Origin of the sequence: Kitasatospora sp. NPDC127060 (genome assembly GCF_042724935.1) — a bacterium.
GTDB lineage: Bacteria > Actinomycetota > Actinomycetes > Streptomycetales > Streptomycetaceae > Kitasatospora.
The window spans coordinates 85737-102109 of sequence record NZ_JBHXEG010000016.1; the positions used below are offsets into that span (position 1 = coordinate 85737).

Annotated in this window: 16 protein-coding genes; 4 read left to right on the plus strand and 12 right to left on the minus strand. The window is 74.9% G+C overall.

Features of this window, described 5'->3' with window-relative positions; genetic code table 11:
* Window positions 1-469 precede the first annotated feature (469 nt).
* Window positions 470-1180, plus strand: coding sequence for a class I SAM-dependent methyltransferase (locus tag ACFWIS_RS12530; protein ID WP_380452596.1), 711 nt, complete (start codon window positions 470-472; stop codon window positions 1178-1180).
* Window positions 1181-1199: 19 nt separating this feature from the next.
* Window positions 1200-1904 (plus strand): hypothetical protein, encoded by a 705-nt coding sequence (locus ACFWIS_RS12535; RefSeq protein ID WP_380452598.1) that lies wholly within the window; start codon window positions 1200-1202, stop codon window positions 1902-1904.
* A 157-nt stretch (window positions 1905-2061) separates the two neighbouring features.
* Here the strand turns inward: ACFWIS_RS12535 and ACFWIS_RS12540 are convergent, their stop codons facing one another.
* From ACFWIS_RS12540 to ACFWIS_RS12585, 10 genes are all read right to left on the minus strand, one after another.
* Window positions 2062-3042, minus strand: coding sequence for a hypothetical protein (locus ACFWIS_RS12540; protein ID WP_380452599.1), 981 nt, complete (start codon window positions 3040-3042; stop codon window positions 2062-2064).
* A 16-nt stretch (window positions 3043-3058) separates the two neighbouring features.
* Window positions 3059-3892: an HAD family hydrolase gene (locus ACFWIS_RS12545; protein WP_380452601.1), complete on the minus strand. Its 834-nt coding sequence runs from the start codon at window positions 3890-3892 to the stop codon at window positions 3059-3061.
* Window positions 3889-5163: a serine--tRNA ligase gene (gene serS, locus ACFWIS_RS12550; protein ID WP_380452603.1), complete on the minus strand. Its 1275-nt coding sequence runs from the start codon at window positions 5161-5163 to the stop codon at window positions 3889-3891. Before serS ends, ACFWIS_RS12545 begins: the two co-directional genes overlap by 4 nt.
* Window positions 5164-5727: 564 nt before the next feature.
* Window positions 5728-6663, minus strand: a complete 936-nt coding sequence (pheA, locus tag ACFWIS_RS12555; RefSeq protein ID WP_380452605.1) for a prephenate dehydratase — start codon at window positions 6661-6663, stop codon at window positions 5728-5730.
* 116 nt (window positions 6664-6779) lie between these two features.
* Window positions 6780-8054, minus strand: a complete 1275-nt coding sequence (efeB, locus tag ACFWIS_RS12560; protein ID WP_380452607.1) for an iron uptake transporter deferrochelatase/peroxidase subunit — start codon at window positions 8052-8054, stop codon at window positions 6780-6782.
* A 44-nt stretch (window positions 8055-8098) separates the two neighbouring features.
* Entirely contained in the window at window positions 8099-10150 is a 2052-nt protein-coding gene (locus tag ACFWIS_RS12565) for a FixH family protein (protein ID WP_380452609.1), read from the minus strand.
* Window positions 10151-10163: 13 nt separating this feature from the next.
* The gene (locus ACFWIS_RS12570; RefSeq protein ID WP_380452611.1) at window positions 10164-10664 is read right to left on the minus strand and encodes a copper chaperone PCu(A)C; all 501 of its coding nucleotides are present in this window, start codon (window positions 10662-10664) and stop codon (window positions 10164-10166) included.
* Window positions 10661-11347 (minus strand): SCO family protein, encoded by a 687-nt coding sequence (locus ACFWIS_RS12575; RefSeq protein ID WP_380452613.1) that lies wholly within the window; start codon window positions 11345-11347, stop codon window positions 10661-10663. The genes ACFWIS_RS12570 and ACFWIS_RS12575 overlap by 4 nt, the downstream gene beginning before the upstream one ends.
* Before the next feature lie 82 nt (window positions 11348-11429).
* The gene (locus ACFWIS_RS12580; RefSeq protein ID WP_380452615.1) at window positions 11430-12185 is read right to left on the minus strand and encodes a YcnI family protein; all 756 of its coding nucleotides are present in this window, start codon (window positions 12183-12185) and stop codon (window positions 11430-11432) included.
* Window positions 12186-12384: 199 nt separating this feature from the next.
* Window positions 12385-13200, minus strand: a complete 816-nt coding sequence (locus tag ACFWIS_RS12585) for a hypothetical protein (protein WP_380452616.1) — start codon at window positions 13198-13200, stop codon at window positions 12385-12387.
* Between the two features lie 229 nt (window positions 13201-13429).
* On the opposite strand from ACFWIS_RS12585, the gene ACFWIS_RS12590 reads away from it, so the two are divergent.
* Complete coding sequence (locus tag ACFWIS_RS12590; RefSeq protein WP_380452618.1) at window positions 13430-14056, plus strand: ATP-binding protein; 627 nt, start codon at window positions 13430-13432, stop codon at window positions 14054-14056.
* A 59-nt stretch (window positions 14057-14115) separates the two neighbouring features.
* Here the strand turns inward: ACFWIS_RS12590 and ACFWIS_RS12595 are convergent, their stop codons facing one another.
* On the minus strand, window positions 14116-14817 hold the full coding sequence (locus ACFWIS_RS12595; RefSeq protein ID WP_380452620.1) for an LPXTG cell wall anchor domain-containing protein: 702 nt from the start codon (window positions 14815-14817) through the stop codon (window positions 14116-14118).
* A 99-nt stretch (window positions 14818-14916) separates the two neighbouring features.
* On the minus strand, window positions 14917-15882 hold the full coding sequence (locus ACFWIS_RS12600) for an LAETG motif-containing sortase-dependent surface protein (RefSeq protein ID WP_380452622.1): 966 nt from the start codon (window positions 15880-15882) through the stop codon (window positions 14917-14919).
* Between the two features lie 236 nt (window positions 15883-16118).
* Between ACFWIS_RS12600 and ACFWIS_RS12605 the strand changes: the two genes are divergently transcribed.
* Window positions 16119-16349 carry a hypothetical protein gene (locus ACFWIS_RS12605; RefSeq protein ID WP_380452624.1) on the plus strand — a complete coding sequence of 77 codons (231 nt, stop codon included), beginning with the start codon at window positions 16119-16121 and terminating at the stop codon, window positions 16347-16349.
* Window positions 16350-16373 lie beyond the last annotated feature (24 nt).

Consider the following 16373-nt stretch of genomic DNA (forward strand, 5'->3'; position numbering starts at 1 on the left):
GACCTGACCTGACCCGACCGGGCCCGACCTGGCGGTCGGCGGCGGTGGCTGCCTTCCGGAAGGTGCTGCCCGGCGCCTCGTCGCGCCGCCGTCGCATCCGGGCCGGCGCCGCCGCGCAGCCGCGGCCCGCTACCGCCCCGGCCGACACCGCCGGCACCACCACCCCGCCCGACCACGACGGCCGGGACCGACAGGTGGGTTATCCCTACCCCGGTCCGGTGGGCTGGCCACGTGTCCGGCCCGGCCCAACTGCTGTTGGCTGGACGGCAGATGGTCGGTGCGGGGTCGCGCGGGTGCGCGGCCCCCGCAGCGCCGCCGCGAACCACCGGCGAAGGCCACCGGCCTTCCCGGGAACGAGGAGCGGACGGCGCGTCGGCCTTCCTCACCGCGGCCGCCCCCAACGGCGGCGGCCACATCCACTGAGCGGGCACCACCGCCCCACGCCGACGACCAACGTTGGAGAAGAACCATGCGCCAACCCTCCCCAACCCTGCGCGCCCCGTTCGGCAAGCCCGGCATCTGGGCCCTCGCGGGCGCCTCGGTCGCGGCCGCGGCCACTGCCTGGTGGGTGACCGACTCCGCGCCGTACCCCTACGCGCAGCACCGACTGCTCGACCTGCCACTGCCGTTCCTGTCCTGGGAGCGGCTGGCCGAGCAGCTCCAGCCGCTGCCGGGTGAGCGGATGCTGGAGATCGGTCCCGGCACCGGGCTGCAGTCGCTCCAGGTGGCGCCCCGGCTCGGCGCCGACGGCCGGCTGGACATCGTCGACATCCAGCAGGAGATGCTCGACCACGTGATGCGCCGGGCCGCCGGATCAGGCCTCGGCACCATCGTCCCCACCCTGGCCGACGCGCGCGAACTCCCCTTCGACGACGCCACGTTCGACGCCGCCTACCTGGTCACCGCGCTGGGCGAGATCCCGGACGTCCCCGCCGCCCTGAGCGAGCTGCGCCGCGTCCTCAAGCCGACCGGCCGCCTGGTCGTCGGCGAGTTCTTCGACCGCCACCAGATCCGCCCGGCGACCCTGGCCCGGCACGCCAACGCCGTCGGCCTGCACGTCATCCGGCAGTCCGGACCGGCCCTGTCCTACTTCGCGCTGCTGCGGCCGTGCACCCCGGGCTCCGACGGTCGGCCGCGCGCCGGTGCCGCGGACCGGTGTGCGGCCACCATCGACGCCTGATCGGGACTGGAGGAGCGTCGTGAACCGTCCCGGCATCCGGCGCGCGGTCGAGAGCGAGTGGGGCCTGCTCCACCGCCGAGCGCGCGCCCGACTGAGGGCCAGGGGCGCCGCCGCACTGACCCTCACCGTGGTCTCCAGCTGCCTGGTGCTGCTGTTCGCCGCGGTCGACCAGTTCCCGAGCGGGGCGGCCCTGGTCTCCCGGATAGGCGTGGTCCGGGCCAGCGAGCCGTGGGACGTCGCGCTGCTGCGCTTCCCGGTCTCGATATTCGTGCCGGCCCTGGGCCTGCCGGTCTGGGGGGCGCTGGCCCAGGTGTTCGTGGTCTTCGCGATCGCCGAGCTGACCCTCGGCCCGTGGCGCACGGTCGCCGTCGGGTACACCTGCTCGCTGGTGGGCACCTGCTACGCGCGCTTCGGGGTGTCCCGGCCGCCCGGCCACCTGCTCCACCTGCCCGCCGTGTTCGCCCAGGTCCGGGACACCGGGCCGTCGGCGGCCGTGGTCGGTCTGGGCCTGCTGGTCGCCTGGCGGTTCGGGGCGCGCTGGACCGCGCTGGGCGTGGTGCTGGTGACGTCCGCGATCACGGTGGTGGACCCGGAGTTGGCGGGTTACGAACACATGGCCGCGCTGGTGACCGCCGCCTTGCTGCTGCTCGCGGACGGAGTCGCCCGCAGGCCGGCCGCCCGCGGTGCGCCCGACTCCGCCGTGGTGGCACCCCGGGCGCGGTGAGCTGACCGGTGACCTGACCGGTGACCTGACCGGCGACGCTCACGCCCGGCCGGCCGGCTCGCGACCGCGCAGGCACCAGTCGACCGGCTCCACTCGACCGGCTCCACTCGACCGGCTCCACTCGACCGGCTCCACTCGACCGGCTCCGCTCGACCGGTCAGTCCCGCTGGCCCGGCTCCCGCAGCACCTGGAGCTCGACCGGCCCGTGGGCCTCGCCCGGTGGCCGTCCGGTCAGCTCGGCCAGCGCCTCGCCGGGCGTGAGGCCGAGGTCGTGGGCGGTGTGCAGCCGGGCCAGCCACTCACGGGCCGTCCGGTAGCGCTCCGGGTGGTCGAGCACCGCCAGGTCGAGCGGTTCGAAGCTCGCCGCGTGCTCGCTGTCGCAGGCCCACAGGTACCCGAGCGGCCCGTGCCCGTCGGAGACCGGCAGGTAGCGCACCGGGGTCGCGGTGGTGCGCCGGTAGCCGATCCGGCCGTGGCCGGGCGCGTGGACGAACTCCCGGTACCGGCCCGCCAGTTCGAAGCGGGACCAGGTGTCGGACGGGCTGCCGTCCGGCTCCTGGCGAGGGAGCACGCCGGTCGTGGTGGGGGTGCCGAAGGAGGTCGGCTCCTCGGGGGCGGTCTCCCGGCCGAGCGCCTCGGCCAGTCCGGCCAGCACGGCCGCCAGCCGGGGCGCGTTCGCAGCGTGCACGGCGGGCTGCGCCCGGCCCCGCAGGTCGAAGGGCAGCCAGGCGTCGGAGTACGTCACCAGCTCCACCCGGGCGGAGCGGCTGTCCGCGCCGGCGGACAGCCGGAACAGCCCCGCCGCGGGCGCGGCCCCGTCGAGCCGGCCGGGCCCGCCGTCGAGCAGCCCCGGCACGGTGCACCAGGCGTCCGCCGAGCCGTACGGGCCGGGCGGCAACTGCCTGGTGAGGGCGCCCCGGTACAGCTGGGCGTTCGGCCTGCCGGTGTCGCCGAGGGTGAGCCGGACGTCGGGCTCACCGACCGCGAGCCGCTGCCCGGACAGCGCCGTCCAGCCGGTCCGCAGGTCCCGCAGACAGCGGGCGAGCAGGTCGGAGTCGAGCAGGTCGGAGTCGAGCGGGCCGGGGGCGTCGACGGCCCCGCTCCACGTCCACCGGGCCACCGGCGTGCTGGCGATCACCGCGGGCCCCCGATGCTCAGCGTTCCGGGTAGAGGCGTTCCAGGACGACGGCGACGCCGTCCTCGTCATTGCCCGCGGTGACCTCGTCGGCGACGGCGAGCAACTCCTCGTGGGCGTTGGCCATGGCCACGCCGTGCGCGGCCCAGCCGAACATCGGCACGTCGTTGGGCATGTCGCCGAAGGCGATGGTGTCGGCGGCGCGCACGCCCAGCCGGCGGGCCGCGACGGCCAGGCCGGTGGCCTTGGACAGGCCCAGCGGCAGCAGCTCGACCACGCCCGCGCCGGCCATCACCACGCCGACCAGGTCGCCGGCGGCGCGCCGGGCGGCCTCGGCGAGGGCGTCGTCGGTCAGACCGGGGTGCTGGATGTAGAGCTTGCTGACCGGGGAGGCGAGCAGTTCGCCGCGCTCGACCCGGACGACCGGGAGGTCGGAGCCGATCAGCAGCTCGTAGCCGGGGCCGGCCAGCACCTGGCCGTCCAGGCCGTCCTGGTTGGCGGCGATGGCCAGCCGGCCGGTCTCGGCCTCGATCTTCTCCAGGGCGACGGCGGCGAGCCGGCGGTCCAGGGTGAGCGAGGTGAGCAGCTTGTGCGCGCCGGCGTCGTAGACCTGGGCGCCCTGGCCGCAGACCGCTATCCCGGTGTAGCCGATCTCGTCGAAGACCGGGCGGGCCCAGACGGCCGAGCGGCCGGTCACGACGATGTGCAGCGCGCCCGCGCCGGTGGCCGCGGCCAGGGCGGCGCGGGTGCGCTCCGAGACGGCCTCCGCGCTGGTCAGCAGCGTGCCGTCGAGGTCGGTGGCGACCAGCCGGTAGGGCAGGTCGCCACCGATCGGGTGTGCGGTCGAGGTCACTTGACCGGCTCGAGGACGGTCCGCCCGCCGAGGTACGGACGCAGCGCCTCGGGCAGGACGACCGAGCCGTCGGCCTGCTGGTGGTTCTCCAGGATCGCCACGATGGTGCGCGGGACGGCGACCAGGGTGCCGTTCAGGGTGGCGAGCGGGCGGGTCTTGCCCTCCTCGCGCATCCGGATCGACAGCCGGCGGGCCTGGTACTCGGTGGTGTTGGAGGTCGAGGTGACCTCGCGGTACTTGCCCTGGGTCGGGATCCAGGCCTCGATGTCGAACTTGCGCACGGCCGAGGAGCCGAGGTCACCGGAGGCGACGTCGATCACCCGGTACGGCAGCTCCAGCGCGTTGAGGAAGTCCTTCTCCCACTGGAGCAGGCGACGGTGCTCGTTCTCCGCGTCCTCGGGCGTGGTGAAGACGAACATCTCCACCTTCTCGAACTGGTGGACGCGGATGATGCCGCGGGTGTCCTTGCCGTAGGTGCCCGCCTCACGGCGGAAGCAGGACGAGTAGCCGGCGTAGCGCAGCGGCAGCTTGTCGGCCTCGATGATCTCGTCCATGTGGTACGCCGCCAGCGGGACCTCGCTGGTGCCGACCAGGTACTTGTCCTCCTCGGGGAGGTGGTACACGTTCTCGGCGGCCTGGCCGAGGAAGCCGGTGCCGTCCATGGCGGCCGGGCGGACCAGGGCCGGGGTGATCATCGGGATGAAGCCGGCCGCGGTGGCCTGGGCGATCGCCATGTTGACCAGGGCGAGCTCCAGCAGCGCGCCGGGACCGGTCAGGTAGTAGGAGCGGGCACCGGCGACCTTGGCGCCGCGCTCGGTGTCGATCGCGCCCAGCAGCTGGCCGAGCTCGACGTGGTCGCGGGGCTCGAAGCCCTCGGCGGCGAAGTCGCGCGGGGTGCCGATCTCCTCCAGGGTGACGAAGTCCTCCTCGCCGCCGACCGGGGCGGCCGGGTCGATGAGGTTCGCCAGGGAGCGGAGCAGGCGGTCCGCCTCCTCCTTGGCCGCGCTCTGCTCGGCGTCCGCGGCCTTGACCTCGGCGGCCAGTTCCTTGGTGCGCTGCAGCAGGGCGGTCTTCTCCTCGCCCTTGGCCTGGGCGACCTGCTTGCCGAGCACCCGCTGCTCGTTGCGCAGTTCGTCGAAGCGGCTGCCCGAGGACCGGCGTCGCTCGTCGGCGGAGAGGAGGGCGTCGACGATGTCGACGTCCTCGCCACGGACGCGCTGCGAGGCGCGCACTCGGTCAGGGTCCTCACGGAGCAGGCGAAGGTCAATCACAGGCCCAAGCGTACCGGGCGGGCGTTCCTCCACCGGTACCGGTTTTCCCCTGGGGATAACTCACCGGATCCTGTGGATAACTCCTGGGGGCAACGCGCGGGGTCCGGGCCGGGGCCGGGTTATCCACAGGCCCGGCCCGGGCCCTGTGGACGAGAGCGGACGATCGGCGTCCGCCGATGGAAACCAGGGAATTGTGCTTTCAAACCTCAATGAACCTTCTCGGGTGAGGGAATTGAAGCACTCGCACGGGTGATTTGCAGGCAACCGGGTGACTCTGGTCGGATAAGTCATCTCTGCGCCGCAAACCGATGGTCCGACCAGTTCTGGGCAATGGCTATACCGGTTTGTCGACTCATCCCCAGGCCTGTGGATAACTTTCGGCTGTGGACAGTGCGGAGGCCTGTGGACAGCGGCCCCCGGAGCCGGACGTTCCTGTGGATGACGGTACGGTCACCCGCCGCACTTGATCAGCCCGGTCGATAACGGTCGATAGCGGTCGGAAAAGGCCGGAAAGACGCGAGATGGCGCTCAGGCGTCGTGGATCATGCGTGGACCGGGCCGGGATCAGATCTCCCCGCGCCCGTCGAGCGCGCGGGAGAACCAGTCCGCCGCCGCGGCGAAGTCCTCGTCCGAGGTCCCCGGCCGGCGGTGCTTCGAGGTCTGCCGGTCCGCGCGCGGATAGGAGCCGAGGAACCGCACCTGCGGACTGATCCGCTTGAGCCCCATCATCGCCTCGGCCACCCGCCGCTCGGACAGGTGCCCCTCGCAGTCGATCAGGAAGCAGTAGCTGCCCAGCCCCTCGCCGGTCGGCCGGGACTCGATCCGCATCAGGTTGACCCCGCGCACCGCGAACTCCTGCAGCAGCTCCAGCAGCGCACCCGGGTGGTCGTCCGGCAGCCGGACCACCATCGAGGTCTTGTCCGCCCCGGTCGGCGAGGAGACCCGCCCCGGGCGGCCGACCAGCACGAACCGGGTGGTCGCGCTCTGGGCGTCCGCGATCTCCTTGACCAGCGGGTCCAGCCCGTAGATCGGCGCCGCGAACTCGCCCGCGAACGCCCCGTCGTACCGGCCCTCGGCGACCAGCCGGGCCCCGTCCGCGTTGGAGGCGGCCGACTCCCAGACGGCGTCCGGCAGGTTGGCCGCCAGCCACTTGCGCACCTGCGGCTGGGCCACCGGGTGACTGGTCACCGTCTTCACCCCGGACAGCTCGGTGCCCGGCCGCACCAGCAGCGCGAAGGTGATCGGCAGCAGCACCTCACGGTAGATCATCAGCGGTGCGCCGGAGGCCAGTTCGTCGTTGGTCGCGGTGACGGCGCCCTCCACCGAGTTCTCGATCGGCACGAACGCCCCGGCGGCCTCCCCGCCGCGCACCGCCTCCAGCGCCAGTGCCACCGAGGACAGCGGCACCAGCTCCCGGGTCGCCGCCTCGGGCAGGGTGTGCAACGCCGCCTCGGTGAAGGTGCCGGCCGGACCGAGGTAGGTGTAGCGGGTGGCCGACATGACGCCTCCGTGAGTGAACGGGAGTGGTACCGGAGCAGGGTGGTGCCGAAGCAGCCACCATAACGATTCCGCGGCCCCGGCCGGAAAGCGTTTCGCAGGCCGGGACCGCTCCCCCTCTACCCCTCCAGCAGCTGCTGCCCGAGGTACCCTCCGGCCGGCACCCCCGGCGGGACGGCGTACAGCCCGCTCGCCTCGTGCCGCAGGAAGCGGGACAGCCCGTCGCCCCGGGAGAGCTTGCGCTGCACCGGGGTGAAGCCCTTGCGCGGGTCGGCCTGGAAGGCGAGGAAGAGCAGCCCGGCGTCCGGCGAGCCGTCCGGCAGCGCCCCGTCGTGGTACGAGAAGCCGCGCCGCAGCATCGCCGCCCCGCCGTTGCCCGCCGGGGCGGCGACCCGGACGTGGGCGTCGGAGGGGATGGCCAGCGCCCCGTCCGGGCCCTGGGCGGCGAGGTCCACCGGGGTGCCCTCGCCCGAGCCGGCCGGCGCGCTCAGCGGCGAACCGTCCGCCTTGCGCCGCCCGATCACCCGCTCCTGGCGCTCCACCGGCAGCTCCTCCCAGTGGTCCAGCAGCATCCGGATCCGCCGGAACACCAGGTACGAGCCCCCGGCCAGCCAGGCCGGCTGGTCCCCGCCGGCGGTGCAGAACACCTTGGCGGCGAAGCCGTCCTCGCCGGGCTTGGGGTTGTTGGTGCCGTCGATCTGGCCCATCAGGTTGCGCCCGGTGATCGGCCGGGCGGTGGCCCCCGGGGTCCGGGCGAAGCCGGCCGACTGCCAGCGCAGTGTCGCGGTGCCGGCCGCCAGCTTCTGCAGGGTGCGCAGGGCGTGCACCGTCACCAGCGCGTCGTCGGCGCCGAGCTGGACGAACAGGTCGCCGTCGCCGCGCGTCGGATCCAGTGCCTCGCCGGGGAAGGCGGGTAGCGGTTCGAGGGCGGCCGGGCGGCGGTCGGCCAGCCCGGTCTTGTCGAACAGCGCGGCGCCGAGGCCGAGGGTGAGGGTGAGCGAGCAGGGGCCGGCGTCCAGGGCGACCTGGTTGTCGAACTCCTCGGCCGGCTCCCCGGCGGTCAGTCGGTCGACGGCCTTGGTCCAGCGTTGCAGCAGGCCGCGCAGTCCGTCCCGGCCGGCGCCGTCGACCAGGTCGAAGGCGGCCAGCTGGACCCGGGCCTGCTGGGGTTCGAGGATGCCGGCCTGGTGCTCGCCGCGGAACGGTACCCGGCCCGCGCCGAGGGCGCCGCCCGGGGCCTCGGGGGAGGCGTCCGGCCGGCGGTCGTAGGCGACCGCCCCGGCCACCCCGGCCCCGGCGCCGACCAGCAGTCCGGCGCCGGCCGTGCCGAGCAGCGCCCGCCGGGTGAAGCCCGCCGGGGCCGCCCCGTGCTGTGCCACCGCTTCCGGTTCCATCGCTTCCTGATCCACCGCGTTCTGTTCCACCGCGTCCACCGCGCTCACCCGACCTTGAACTGCTGGGTCGGGGTGGTCTGGTCGATGTCGGAGGAGCGGATCTGCACCGAGACCACCCAGGTGCCGCCCAGCGGCAGCTGCGCGGTGCCGCTCCAGCGGCCGGTGCCCTCGGGGGTGAGCGCGACGGGCAGCGGGCCGAGGTCGCGGTCCGGCAGGGTGAAGGCGAGCTGCACCTCGGGGACGTCCACCGGCTTGCCGTCCGCGCCGTCCAGCGCGAGCTTGACCTCGTTCGGGCCGGTCCGGGCCGGGTTGAGGGTGACGGTCGCGGTGCCCTTGGCGTTCGGCGTCCGGCCCTTGGTGTCGTACGGCAGTTTGAGCTCCACCGTGCGGCCCGGCTCGGTCTGCGGGGCGGCCGCGGTGCCGCCCGCGACCGGGGCGGTGTTCCCGGCCGCCTTGACCTCGCCCGCCACCCGCCCGGGCGGGGAGTTGGTGAGCATCGTGGTGACCACCAGCACCGCCACCGCGACCAGCGCCTCGACCAGCACCGAGCGGCGCAGCCCGGCCCGGGTCGGGGTGAGTCCGCGCTCGCGCCCGGCGCTCGCCGCGGCGGCCCGCTGGCGCTCCAGCTGGGCCCGTCGGACCGGGTCCTCGCCGTGCGCCGCGGCGCCGACCGGCTCGGGCACCTCGGCCCGCTCGACCTCCGCCGCCTCGGCCGGGGCCGAGCGCAGCCGGGCCAGCCAGCTGCGGGAGATCCAGGCGACGCCCAGCATCACGACCACGCAGCCGCTCTTCACCAGCAGCAGCTTCCCGTACTCGGTGCCGGTCAGCGCGCTCCAGCTGCCCAGGCCCCGCCAGGACTGGTAGATGCCGGTGCCGGCCAGCACGGCCACCGAACCGAAGGCGATCTTCGAGAAGCGGTCCACCACCTCGGCGCCGACGCCCTCGCGCAGGGCGACCAGCAGCGAGGCCAGGCCGCCCAGCCAGAGCGCCATCGCGATCAGGTGCAGGACGCCGAACGGGAGCGCCAGCCAGACCTGGATGCCCACCGAGGCGTGGTCGGCGCCGACCCAGGTGGCCGAGAGCGCGACGACCAGCAGCAGTCCGGCCACGCCCAGGCCGAGCCGGGTCTCGCGCTGCGGCCGCTCGGCGGCCCGCTGCTCCAGCGCGCGCAGCTCGGCGGCCTCGCGGGACTCCGCGTCCTCGGTGGACTCGCCCCGGCCCTGCTCCTCGGCGGCCGGCGCGGCCACCGGCTGCGACGGCTGCCCCAGCTGCCCGACCAGCAGCGACAGGAAGATCCCGGCCGCGGCGAGCAGCAGCAGTCGGGCGGCCAGCGCGGTGCCGATCCGCTCGTCCAGGGTGGCGCGCACCAGCGACAGGTCGAGGGCCTGCCCGATGCCCGAGCCGCGCTCGTACGGGCCGCGCAGCATCAGCACCGCGACGGTGGAGGCCAGCAGCGCCGTCCAGCCGGTCATCAGCAGCCGCTGCACCGGTCGCCGGGCGGCGCCGGCCGGCCAGCAGACCAGCACGAAGGCGGCGACCCCGGCGAGCAGCGCGAACGCCGCGTAGGCGACGGTGCGCCCGGTGCCGTACAGGGCGGCGACCAGGCCGTCGGCCTTGGCGCCCTGCAGCGCGGTGGTGGACACCGAGGTGTCCGAGGGGGCGCCGATGGAGAAGGTGAACGCCCCGCCGACCGGGTGCGAGTCCTCCGAGACGGCCCGCCACGCGACGGTGTACGTGCCGTTGGCGAGTCCGCTGTTCAGGCCGACCCGGGCGGTGTCGCCCTTGCCGTCGGCGTGCGCCGGGTTGCCGGTGTCCACGGCCTTGCCGGCCGGGTCGAGCACCCGGACGGAGTCCCCGGACAGCGAGACGCTCTCGCTGAAGGTCAGGGTCACCGCCGCCGGGGCGGTGGCGACCACCGAGTTCTGCGCCGGGTCGGTGGCGTCCAGGGTGGCGTGCGCGGAGGCCGGCGCGGCACCGGCGAGCATCAGCGCGAGCAGCGCGCCGAGCGTCCCCAGCGCCGCGGCGATCCGCCGGGGGAGGGTACGGGCGCGGGCGGTCCGGCGGCGGACCGTCCGGGGGTGGGCGGCCTTCTCCATGCTGGCGGGTCCCCTAACTCTGGCCTGGGCGGTAGGTGAGCTCCTTGACCGGCACCTTGACGGTGATGGTGCCGGACTTGGCGAAGGTCAGGTCGAGCTCCAGCTCGTCGCCCAGGGCAGGGGCCTTCTGCCAGTCCATGATCATCAGATGGGTGCCGCCCCGGGCGAGCTGCAGCGAGCCGTGCGCGGGCACGTCCAGGCTGCTCACCTGCTCCATGGTCGAGGCGGTCGAGCGGTGCATGGTGACCGACCCGGCCTCCGGGCTGGTCACCTTGAGCAGCTGGTCCGGCCCGCCGTCGTTGCGCACGGTCAGGTAGCCGGCGCCCATCCCGCCGGCCGGGGGCAGCGGGATGTAGGGGTCGGCCACGGTCAGCTTCGCCGGCCCGGTCTCGGTCCGGCCGCCGCCCTGGTCGCCCGTCCCGCAGGCGGCGAGTATCGCCCCGCCGCCGAGGACCGTCGCCAGCACCGCCCCGGCCAGCGCCGAGCGGCGGAACCGCCGGTTCGCCGGGATCACGCCGCGACCCCCTTGGCGAGCAGCGGCAGGTCGTGCTCGTAGGTCTTCTCCTCGGTGCCGCTCATGTAGAGCACGTGCGCCTTGTCGTCCGAGGGGAGGAAGGCCAGCACCTGGGCGCCGTGGGTGGAGGTGACGGTGCCGTCCGCGTTGACCACCGGGTCCTCGATCATGATGCCCAGCGACCTGGCGGCGGTCTTCACCTTCCCCAGGTCACCGGTGAGGCCTATGAAGTCGGTGCCCATCGAGTCCAGCCAGGTGCGCAGCACCTTGGGGGTGTCGCGCTGGGGGTCGGTGGAGACGAAGACGACGTTGACCTTCTTCCGGTCCTCCGCGGAGAGCGCCTTCATCGCCACGCCGATGTCGCCCATCGTGGTCGGGCAGACGTCCGGGCAGCTGGTGTAGCCGAAGAACAGCAGGGTGGCCTTGCCGTTGGTCTGTTGCCGCAGGTCGTACGGCTGGCCGGAGGTGTCGGTCAGCTGGAGGTCGGGCTTCTCGAAGTTCTTGGCCAGCTTGGTGCCCTGGTACGGGGTGTCGTCCTTCTGCTGGGTCACCTTGGCGGCGGTCGAGCCGCCACCGGAGGAGCCGCAGGCGGACAGGGTCAGCGCGGCGGCCAGGGCGAGCGCGGCGGCGCCGGCCAGCCGGGTGGAGCGGGACGTGCGGGTGGTGCGGGTGGTGCGGTGCATGGTGGATCCGATCAGGCGCGGTGGACCGCCGGCGGGGCCGTACCCGGTACGGGTGCGGGGTACGGCCCCGCCGGCGCGGGGGTCAGGAGGCGGAGCCGCTGTTCTTCCGGCGCAGGCCGAGCACGCCGACGGCGGTGCCGATCACGCCGACCACGATGCCGACCACGCCCAGGGTGCGGGCGGTGCTGTCGCTGGACTTGGTGTCGCCGGAGGCGGCGGCGTGGTCCGAGCTGTCCCCGTGGGCGCCGGCGGCCGGGGAGGCGGAGGCGGTGACGCCGTGGCCGTCACCGGCGGCGGCCTTGGTGAGCTTCAGGGTCGGCGCCGGGTGGGCCGGCTCGGGCTGGCCGGCCTGGGCCTCGTCGATCCAGCGGACGACATCGCCGTTGTCGTAGGTCTGCAGGGCCTTGAAGACCATGCTGTCGGCGTCGGTCGGCAGCGCGCCGAGCGACAGCCGGAACTCCTGGAACTGGCCGGGGGCGATCTTGGTGCCGGTGTCGGCGGTCCAGGTGATCTTGGAGGCGGCCTCGGTGACGTCGCTGCCGTGCACCTTGATCGGCTTGTCGAGCTTGGCCTTCTCGACGGTCGCCGTCCAGCCCGGCATCGGCAGGGTCCGGACCGAGGCCAGCGGGTGGTCCATCGGCAGGTTGACCTCCAGCTTCACCGTGTTCGCCGTGTCGCTCTCGTTCGGCACCTGGAAGTTGACCGTCGCGTAACCGCCCTGGGCGGCCGAGCCCGGGTTCACGGTGACGTGCGCGAAGGCCGGGCCGGCCAGCGCCACCACGGAGGCGGCGGCGGTCAGGGCGACGGCGGCGAGGCGGCGGGTGGGAAGGGAACGCATGATGGGGGTCTCCGATCGGAGCTCGGCGGCCGGCCGTACCGGGCGACGGGGGAACCGTGCCTCGGCGGCGCCGGACGCGCGGACGTGGGTGGGGCAGAGCCAGGGGCCGCCGCCGTCGGAGGACGGGAACGACCCGGACACCGCGCACCTCACCGGGACCCGACCGGCACCCCATCACGGGGCGCACGGGACCACCGGATCAGTACGCGAGGGCCCCGCACGGCGGACCGCGCCGCACCACGCTGTGCCGCAGCACCGCACCCGCGGAGAGCCGGCTCCCGCCGCCCCCCGCACCGAACCGGCGGACCGGACCGGCCGCGCCGAACAGACCGCGCAGCAGCGCGGCCACCAGCACCAGCGCCCACCGCAGCGGCGCCGCCCAGTGCTCCCGGGCCGCCGACGCGGCCACCCGCACCAGCCGCCACAGCGCCGCCTCGCCGCGCCGCAGCCACCAGCCCGCCACCAGCGCGGCGGCCAGGTGCCCGGCCAGCATCGACGGCGTCATCCCCAGCACGCCGCCCTGCCACCACGGCGCGGCGGCGTACGCGTGCGGGTCCAGACCGGCGGAGGACACCAACTGCTCCGGCGAGGTGCCGCCCGGCAGCCCGGCCAGCGTGCCCGGCCGGGCCTCGTTGCAGATCAGCCGACCGGCCGCCTGCGGCACGCTCATCGGGACGCCGTCGGGCATGCCGTGGCCGCCGAAACCGTGGAACAGGCAGTGCAGCCCCAGCTGCCCCGCGCCCAGCGCACCGGCGATGGCCGCCAGCGAACGCTCCCGTCCACCGCACGCCACCGCGAGCACCAGCACCGCGGCGAAGCCCGTCGCCAGCGCGACCGGCGGCACGTTCCCGCCACCCGCCAGCGCGTGCCCGGCGGCCGCTATCAGCGTGCACACCACCGCGAACGGGACCGCCCGGGCCAGCCGCAGGTCCCAGGCGGCCCCCACCGGCGGAGCCGGCCGGGCCCGCTCGAAGACAGGGGTGCCCTGGACGGGGGCGGAGGGGAGGGCAGTCATGGCCGGGCCATCATCTCATCGCGCACACCGCCGACACGGGCAGGGGGGGAAATCCCTACGAATGCCCCGTTCGGCCGCGGCGTGCAGGACCACGAGCGCGCCCTTCGGCACAGACCCCGTCCCCAGTCCATCCGCCGAACGGGCGGTAGCCGCCCCCGGGCACGGTTCACCGCCGAATCGCCCGGAGATACCTAGTTGTATGTGGAGCCGCAGCCAGGAGGGACCTCCCGTGGACATCTGGTGGACTCTGCACCTCAAGCGCGACCCGGCCAGCGTTCCGCTGGCCCGGCGCATCCTGCTCGGTGCCATGGCGACCGCGGGCGTCGACCCGCAGATCGCCGACGACCTCGGCGTCGCGATCACCGAAGCCTGCGCCAACGCCGTCGAACACGGCGCCACCGGCCGGCCCGACGACGGCTTCCAGGTGACCGCCTCCATCAGCGGTGACCGGCTGCGGATCGAGGTCACCGACTCCGGCCCGGGCCTGCCCGCCCCCAGCGCCCCGCCCGCCCGCCGCCCGGCCCCCCACCCCGTCGGCAGCGCCCGCGCCCCCCGCCGCTCCCGCCGCGCCCGCGCCACCGTCCCGGCCCGCGTCCTCACCGCCCACCGCCCCCGCCGCGACGGCCACCCGTACGACACCCACGTCCTCCCCCACCGTGCCCCGGCCGCCACCCTGCGCCCGGTCGACCTGGACGCCCTCCCCGACCTCACCGCCGAATCCGGCCGCGGCCTCTTCCTCATCCACGCCCTCACCGACCACGTCCAGCTCCGCAACCACCCCCTCCGGGGGGCCATCGTGAGCTTCGACAAGATCCTCAAGTGGCAGGACGGCGCGCTGCTGCGCGTCGCGTCCTGACCGGGGCCGGGGTCTTCCTCGTCGACGCCGGTCCGCCGGCCGGGGCGGGCCCGGGGTGGTCAGTCGGCGGTGGGGCGGCGGCGGGTGAGGAGGAGGAGGGCGGCGCCGAGGAGGAGGGTGGTGGTGCCGGCGATGGCGAGGGGGCGGGTGGCGGTGCCGGCGCCGGTGTCGGCGAGGTGGGCGGGGGCCGGGGTGCGGTCGGTGGGGGTGAGGGCGCCCGTGTAGGTGGCGGTGAGCTGGGGGCAGGTGTACTTCTTCGCCGGGGCGGAGCCGCTCGGGAGGACCTCGGACTTGGCGGTGAAGGTGAGGCGGTGCTCGCCGTGCGGGGCTCCGGCGGCGGCGCGCACGGTGAGGGTGAGCCTCTGGCCCTGGGGGACCGGGTAGCCGCCGGTGTTGACCGGGGTGCCGGTGACGGTGAGGGGCCTCCAGGCGCCGGTTCCCGCGCGGACTTCGAGCGGGAGGCTGCCGGCCTCGGCGAGGGCGACGGTGGTGGCGAGCTGCTTGACCGTCGCGGTGCTGGTGTTGGTGAAGGTGACGGAGAGTTCGCCCGCGGTGTCGGTGGCGCCGGTGACCGGGATCGGGTCCTCGGTGGTGCCCTCCGGGCACTCGCCGGGGGTGGCGGAGGACGCGGGGGCGGACGGCGCGGCCGTGGGGGTGGCCGACGGGGTGTCGGCGGCGTGGGCGGGGGCCATGGCGAGGGCGACCGGACCGGCGGTGAGCACGAGCAGGGTGCAGGCGGCGGGAAGGCGGGCGGGACGCATCGGCGGGCTCCAGCGGTGGGGTCGGGGTTCGCTCTCCGGGGGAAGACCACCGAGGGGCCCGAACGGTTGTCCGTGCCCCTCGGTTCATGTGGCGGAGGATCAGCTGTGGGCGCCGGCCTTGCGGCGGCGCAGGACGAACAGGGTGCCGGCGCCGGCGGCCAGCACCGCCGCGCCGCCGAGGGCGATCGGCAGGGTGTTGGAGTCGGCACCGGTGTGCGCCAGTTCGGGACCGGCCGGGGTCGTGGTGGCACCGGGCGCGGGGGCGGTGGGGGTGGCGGGGGCGGCCGGGGCGGACGCGGAGGGCGTACCCGTGCCGGCGGGGGCCGGGGTGCCGGCGACGACCTTGAAGAGCTCGGGGATGCGGTAGCTGCCGCTGAAGCCGGTGCAGCTGCCCTCCGGCCCCTGGCGGACGCCCGGGACGTCCTTGCTGGGGAAGGACTCGGAGGCGCCGTCGAGCTGGGCGAAGTAGCCGGCGGCGAGCGCCTTGTCGGTGGCGGCGAGGCGCACCTGGAGGGTGAGCTTCTCGCCCTTGGCGAGCTTGAACGTGCCGAGGTCGGCGCGGATGTAGCTCATGTTGTTCTCGATGGCGCTCGGGCTGACGGGCTTCCAGTCGCCGCCGGGCAGCTTCACCTGGACGGTGAAGGCGTCCTTGCCCCAGGTGGGCTGGTTGGGCGCGCCCTCCTCGCCGATGTCGGTGACGAAGAAGTGGGTGCTGAGCTTCTTCAGGTCGACGGGGGTGTCGTTCTCGAAGGTCACGCTCGCCTCCTGCGGGGCGCCGCCCTTGGTCAGGGTGACGCCGGACAGCCCGCTGCCGGTGACCTTGAGGTTCTCCAGGTGGTACCCGCCCGGGCAGGGGCCGCCGGGCGAGGGCATCGGCGGGGTCGGCAGGTTGGTCGGGAGGGTGGTCGGCAGGTGGGTCGGCAGGGTGGCGGGGCCGGTGGGGGCGCTCGGTGCCGCGGTGGGGGTCACGGGGATACCGACGGCGCCGGCGGTGGCGGCGCCGACCGTGGTGCCGAGGGAGAGGGCGACCAGGGCCGCGGAGGCCAGGAGGCGGGAAGAGCGCACGATCGGTGCTCCAGCTGTGAAGAGGGGAAGGCTGTGGTCCGGCGACGGGGGCCGGGCGCGGGGCGCCGGGGCGGGTCGCGATCGCGCACCCTATCGAGCCGCCGTGGCCGGATCCGGACGGGGGTGGCGGGGTTCGGACGGCGCCCGGTGGGCCTTGTGTCGTTCGTGCGCGGCGGACCGGGAGCGCCGTGGCGGCCCCGGTTGCCGGGGGTGGGGGGCGGTCGGACGATGGGGGCATGATGCATCAGATGCGAGCCGAGTACGGGCCCGAGGGGGAGGCCGGCGGGGTGCGGCTGTGGCACATGGTCCGGGGCGTGCAGAGCGTGGCGATGTGCGGCCGGGAGCTCGGTTCCGGGGCGCCGGTGCGGGAGGCGGTGGACTGGGGGAAGACCCCGGAGCTGTGCTGCCACACCTGCGGGGCGTACTTCCTGCGCGAGGCGCCGTACCTGTCCGCCGAGCACCAGTGAGCGGCCGGCCGCTACCGTGGCCGC

Coding starts and splice junctions, on each gene's coding strand:
- ACFWIS_RS12530 (WP_380452596.1), top strand. CDS start 470: ATGCGCCAACCCTCCCCAACCCTGCGCGCCCCGTTCGGCAAGCCCGGC.
- pheA (WP_380452605.1), bottom strand. CDS start 6,663: ATGTCGGCCACCCGCTACACCTACCTCGGTCCGGCCGGCACCTTCACC.
- efeB (WP_380452607.1), bottom strand. CDS start 8,054: ATGGAACCGGAAGCGGTGGCACAGCACGGGGCGGCCCCGGCGGGCTTC.
- ACFWIS_RS12565 (WP_380452609.1), bottom strand. CDS start 10,150: ATGGAGAAGGCCGCCCACCCCCGGACGGTCCGCCGCCGGACCGCCCGC.
- ACFWIS_RS12575 (WP_380452613.1), bottom strand. CDS start 11,347: ATGCACCGCACCACCCGCACCACCCGCACGTCCCGCTCCACCCGGCTG.
- ACFWIS_RS12580 (WP_380452615.1), bottom strand. CDS start 12,185: ATGCGTTCCCTTCCCACCCGCCGCCTCGCCGCCGTCGCCCTGACCGCC.
- ACFWIS_RS12585 (WP_380452616.1), bottom strand. CDS start 13,200: ATGACTGCCCTCCCCTCCGCCCCCGTCCAGGGCACCCCTGTCTTCGAG.
- ACFWIS_RS12595 (WP_380452620.1), bottom strand. CDS start 14,817: ATGCGTCCCGCCCGCCTTCCCGCCGCCTGCACCCTGCTCGTGCTCACC.
- ACFWIS_RS12605 (WP_380452624.1), top strand. CDS start 16,119: ATGATGCATCAGATGCGAGCCGAGTACGGGCCCGAGGGGGAGGCCGGC.